This window comes from Planctomycetia bacterium (assembly GCA_034440135.1).
GTDB lineage: Bacteria > Planctomycetota > Planctomycetia > Pirellulales > JALHLM01 > JALHLM01.
The window spans coordinates 1-4,433 of record JAWXBP010000023.1; the positions used below are offsets into that span (position 1 = coordinate 1).

Consider the following 4,433-nt stretch of genomic DNA (forward strand, 5'->3'; position numbering starts at 1 on the left):
AGCCACTGTTGTCCGGCGGCAGGATGACGTCGGTCGGCGGTACGGCATCGACCGGCTCGATCGAGGGCAATTGTTCAGCGTTTACCGCAAGGCCGGCTTCCGCGGCCGGCGGTGTGGAACCGAAAAATGCCGACGGCGGCTCCGGCTCGGCGTCGCTCGGAACCAGATCGGGACCGCTCGACGATATCATGTCAGTGCCGTCAGACTATGCTGGACCGGCATTCGTCGAACTCGCTTTGCTCGCCGACGCCAAAGAAATCGAGTCAGATTCGGCACTGATGGAATCGTCCCTCAGCTCGGTTCCGTCGTCCGCGGGACGCCGTTCTGGTACAGCGTCCGGTTGAATTTCTGCCGGCGCTTCAACGTCGGAGTCGTTTGTGCCGGGCTCGTCGGCCGCTTTCCGGGGAAACTCTTCATCGGGATCGACAGGACGGAGCAGATCCATGGGCGGTGGCTTCCAAATGGTTTGAGTAGGAATGCAAACGAAAAGAGCCCGCCGCTCACGCAGCGCGCAAAAATGCGTGCTACACAAGCGGCGGGCCCATTGGATACCTGCTGCGTTGGCGGCAAGCCCCGCACAATACCCGCGCGAGGGACGACGTCAGCCGTTGAAGTCGCGAACGATTGAAGCTCGCTCAAAAAACAGGCTGGCTCGGTCGGTCAGTTTACCGACAGCGCAACCGGCTTGTCAGCGCCAGAAATCAGGCCACCTGCGCCAGCGCGAGCTTGATGGCGGTTCACGAAGTGCCGATTCGTTGTCCGCATGATCACGGTCGCGTTGACTTCACCGAGTCAGGTCGAATGACGTGCTAACAGCCCGTCGAAAAATGCGACGAAGGCATTCTTCGACGGATTGTTGAACCTTGCGCTAGCAGACTGAGAACTCGCATATCTTGATGCGTTTGCTATGACTCGCCCTCTACCATAATCCCCTCTAGTGGGTGGTGCGATTGCCGCATTTGCCCCTCCCTGTTAGCTTGACCGGCGGTAATGAGCTCGACTTCCAGCTCGAAGCAGTCTCGCGATTGGACTATCTTTGCGAGCCGCCAAAAAGCCGATCGGACCGCGGCTAGACTGGAAGGGCGAGCGGGTCGTTGCGCTTCATGCGGGACGACCCGGGCAGCATGTATCGACGCGATGCCCTCAGCTTCGCAGTGCAGTTTTGCTCAGCATTACAATTTCCTGGTTCGTTTCCCTTTCGAATGGCGGATAGCGCTGACTGGCGGTCAGCCGCGCGCTGAAGCGCCCCTGTCGATTGGCCCCCAAACGAATGCACGGCGTGCAGTCGCAGGTAAAGATACGGGCGAGCATGGGACGCAACAATAAATGGATTGAGAGCCAGCCCGACGATTCGGTGGCATGCATCGGTCGGCGGGCGTTGAGCGCGCGCTTGCATCGGATGTGTCATTATCTGCAACTCGCGGTGCGCCAGAACGAGACCGAAACCGAGAACGTGCACCAGCTGCGAGTCTTTTCGCGACGGGCGGCGGCGGCGCTCGAAATCTTCGAAGCATGGCTGCCGCCTCGCCGGGGGCAATGGATTGCCAGACAAGTCAAGAAGATCAGGCGGGCCGCCGGCGAAGCTCGCGATCTGGATGTGCTGTTCATGCGGTGGACCGACCGCGCGTCTCAAATGCCTTCCGCCCAAAGCGAGTTGCTACTCAAGCACGTCCGCGAAATGCGGCGAGAAGCCCAGCGGCCGATCCGAAAAATACGCAAGAAGCTCCGTCGCAAGCAGTTCGCTCGACACGCCGTCAGGTTTCTCAGAAAACTGCGGAACCGCGCGGGCGACGAACCGTGCGGCGAGCGATTCGTGTGCATGGCGCGCGTGGCTTTGAACCGGTTGGTTGTGCCGTACCTGGCGGCCGGCGACGCTGAGTTGAACGACGTCGAGGCGTTGCATGCGTTCCGCATTCAAGGCAAGCAGGTGCGTTACGCGATGGAAGTTTTTGCGGGTGCTTTCGATGCCGAATTCCGCGGCGAAGTCTATCCGCTTGTGGTCGCGCTGCAAGAACGGCTAGGCGCGATCAACGATCACGTCACGGCCGAGACCTACCTGGTGCGGTGGCACACAGCGACGGAATCTGGTCCGCTCGGCGAGGCGTTTGCAACGGGCCGGCTGCACGAACAACAGGCCTTGGCAATTGCGCGACAAGAGTTTCTCGCCTGGTGGACGGCGGAACGCCGAGCCGAGTTGCGTCGTCGTTTTGCACCCTACGTGCAGAGCGACGCTCCGCCTGCGCCCCCTGCGTCGCTCGAAGTGGCCGGCGATTGAGTGCCGGCCGAAGCGGCGCGTCGACGGCTTGCTTCTAGCGCACTTGCCGCTCGATCGGCGATGGCAGCGCGTGCAGGAAGCGGCCTCCGCTGTCGTACCAACCGTGTTGCGTGAAGCGGCACCAGGTGATGTCCACCAGGAAGCCGACCCAACGAGCGTCCTTGCCCTCGAGCGAAGCGATCATGCGGCGATCGGGCAGTGGGTGCTGATAGAAAAAACCCAGTCCGCGCTCCGACAAATGTTTTCCCACAACCACGATCGACTCGCCATCCGGCGTGATTCCGTCGGCCGCCACGGGAGTCAGGTAAAGCAGGTTCGGATAGGGAAACCGCTGCACCGTGCGGCGCTCGGGATGATGGGCTTGCGGGCCGAGCCCCGCCAGAATCTCCCAGACTTGCCGGCGAAGCGTCTCGTCCGCCGATAGCCCCGTTTCCACGACATGGTCAAGTTGCGTGCAGCCCAAAACCGTGCTCATCGATTGATTACCTCTCGGGACGTTCCCTGGAACGGGTCTTCTGACGATAGGAACAGAGCGCGCGGGCCAGCCTTGCGCGGCTGGGACATGCCGGCGCAGACAAAAGACCCGAGGCTGTTATTGAAGCGGAATAACCCGAGGAATTGGCTTAAGCCGTTTTGGACCGCCCGATGTGTGTTTTGGGCAGATTGAAATCGTCGACAAAGGTTTCCTACGTCACAAACGGCCTGTTGTCAAAAAAAGTCGCGCTACTTGGGGCTCAGTCGCAGCGCGCCATCCAGGCGAATCGTGGTGCCGTTGAGCATCGAATTGGTCACGATATGCTCGGCCAGATCGGCAAATTCGCTCGCCCGGCCCAATCGCGGCGGAAAGGGGACGGCCGCGGAGAGTGCCTCCTGGGCGGCCGGGGTCATGCCGGCCATCATGGCCGTTTCGAACACGCCCGGGGCGATTGTCACCACGCGAATTCCGAAGCGGGCCAATTCGCGTGCGATGGGCAGCGTCATCGATACGACGCCACCCTTGGAAGCCGAGTAGGCCGCCTGGCCGACCTGTCCTTCGAAAGCCGCCACCGACGCTGTATTGACGATGACCCCCCGTTCCTGCTCGTCGTTCGGCGTGTTGGTGGACATCATCATGGCCGCCAGTCGAATCACGTTGAACGTGCCAATCAGGTTGACCTGGATCGTGCGCGAGAACGACGCCAGATCGTAGGGTCCCTCTTTGCCCACCACGCGGCCGGCGCCGATGATACCGGCGCAGTTGATCACGGCGTTGACCGCGCCAAAGTGCTGTTTGGCCGCGGCGAGCGCAGCCTGCACGCTGCCTTCGTCGGTGACGTCGGTTCGGGCGAAGCGGACTTTCGCGCCCAGTTCGGCCGCCAATTTCTCGCCGGCTTCGACCTGCACGTCGGCAACGAGGACGTTGCCACCCAGGCTAGAGAAATGCCGAGCGCATGCGGCGCCCAATCCCGAGCCGCCGCCAGTGACGAAAGTCGTGCTACCTGCGATGTTCATGGTGGTATCCTGAGCCAGAGAGAAGTGCGTGAGAAAACGTCGCAGCGGCCATGCGGCCAGCCGCGTCGCATCGCCACACAAAGTAAAGCGCGCTGCCGCCGGCGTCAACTCGCCCGAGCGACCTGGATTGCAATGTATACGGACGGCGCAACTTGTTTGCTGAGTTGGGGGTCCGACGCCGCTACGGACCCCGCGGTCGTCACATTCCGAAGTCGACCGTGTGCCCTTGGCGGTCTGCTTGCCAACTGGGCGTAATTATTGTTGCCGGGCTGGTGGATTCCGGCTACAATCCATCCACGCCCGCCGATCTGTCCCGCCTCCCTCGATTTGTGCCCAGTTTCGTCAGTCGCGCAATTTCGAGATGTCACGGCACGATCGGAGATGCGACGTGCTGCGCGCTGGAATGCATTCGGAATGCTCCTGTAGGAGAATGTGCCATGTTGAAGATCCTCGGCAAGCCGCAGAATGGTTTTTGCGATAGGGTATCGCGGCGAGCATTCCTGCAAATCGGCGGATTGGCGCTCGGTGGTTTCTCCCTACCGCAAATCCTGCGGGCCGAGTCGATCGCGGGCACGGGCCGCACGTCGAAGTCGAAGGGGATCATCATGATCTTCCTGCCCGGCGGCCCGCCGCATCAGGACTTCTTCGATCTCAAGATGGACGCCCC

Annotated in this window: 5 protein-coding genes; 2 read left to right on the top strand and 3 right to left on the bottom strand. The window is 61.6% G+C overall.

Annotated elements, in window-relative coordinates:
- Window positions 1-190: hypothetical protein (locus tag SGJ19_01245; protein MDZ4778861.1), on the bottom strand; the 190-nt coding region annotated here is incomplete at its 3' end.
- 1,119 nt (window positions 191-1,309) lie between these two features.
- On the opposite strand from SGJ19_01245, the gene SGJ19_01250 reads away from it, so the two are divergent.
- Window positions 1,310-2,275, top strand: coding sequence for a CHAD domain-containing protein (locus tag SGJ19_01250; protein ID MDZ4778862.1), 966 nt, complete (start codon window positions 1,310-1,312; stop codon window positions 2,273-2,275).
- 34 nt (window positions 2,276-2,309) lie between these two features.
- Here SGJ19_01250 and SGJ19_01255 read toward each other — a convergent pair whose 3' ends face one another.
- Together SGJ19_01255 and SGJ19_01260 are read right to left on the bottom strand one after the other, a co-directional pair.
- Window positions 2,310-2,750, bottom strand: a complete 441-nt coding sequence (locus SGJ19_01255) for a hypothetical protein (GenBank protein MDZ4778863.1) — start codon at window positions 2,748-2,750, stop codon at window positions 2,310-2,312.
- Between the two features lie 248 nt (window positions 2,751-2,998).
- A complete protein-coding gene (locus SGJ19_01260; GenBank protein MDZ4778864.1) occupies window positions 2,999-3,766 on the bottom strand; it encodes an SDR family NAD(P)-dependent oxidoreductase in 768 nt (255 codons plus the stop codon).
- Between the two features lie 437 nt (window positions 3,767-4,203).
- Between SGJ19_01260 and SGJ19_01265 the strand changes: the two genes are divergently transcribed.
- Window positions 4,204-4,433, top strand: a 230-nt coding sequence (locus tag SGJ19_01265; protein MDZ4778865.1) for a DUF1501 domain-containing protein, incomplete at its 3' end; no start/stop codon positions are given.

Excerpts from the sequence above, each read along its gene's own strand:
- SGJ19_01250 (MDZ4778862.1), top strand. The coding sequence starts at position 1,310 with ATGGGACGCAACAATAAATGGATTGAGAGCCAGCCCGACGATTCGGTG.
- SGJ19_01255 (MDZ4778863.1), bottom strand. The coding sequence starts at position 2,750 with ATGAGCACGGTTTTGGGCTGCACGCAACTTGACCATGTCGTGGAAACG.
- SGJ19_01260 (MDZ4778864.1), bottom strand. The coding sequence starts at position 3,766 with ATGAACATCGCAGGTAGCACGACTTTCGTCACTGGCGGCGGCTCGGGA.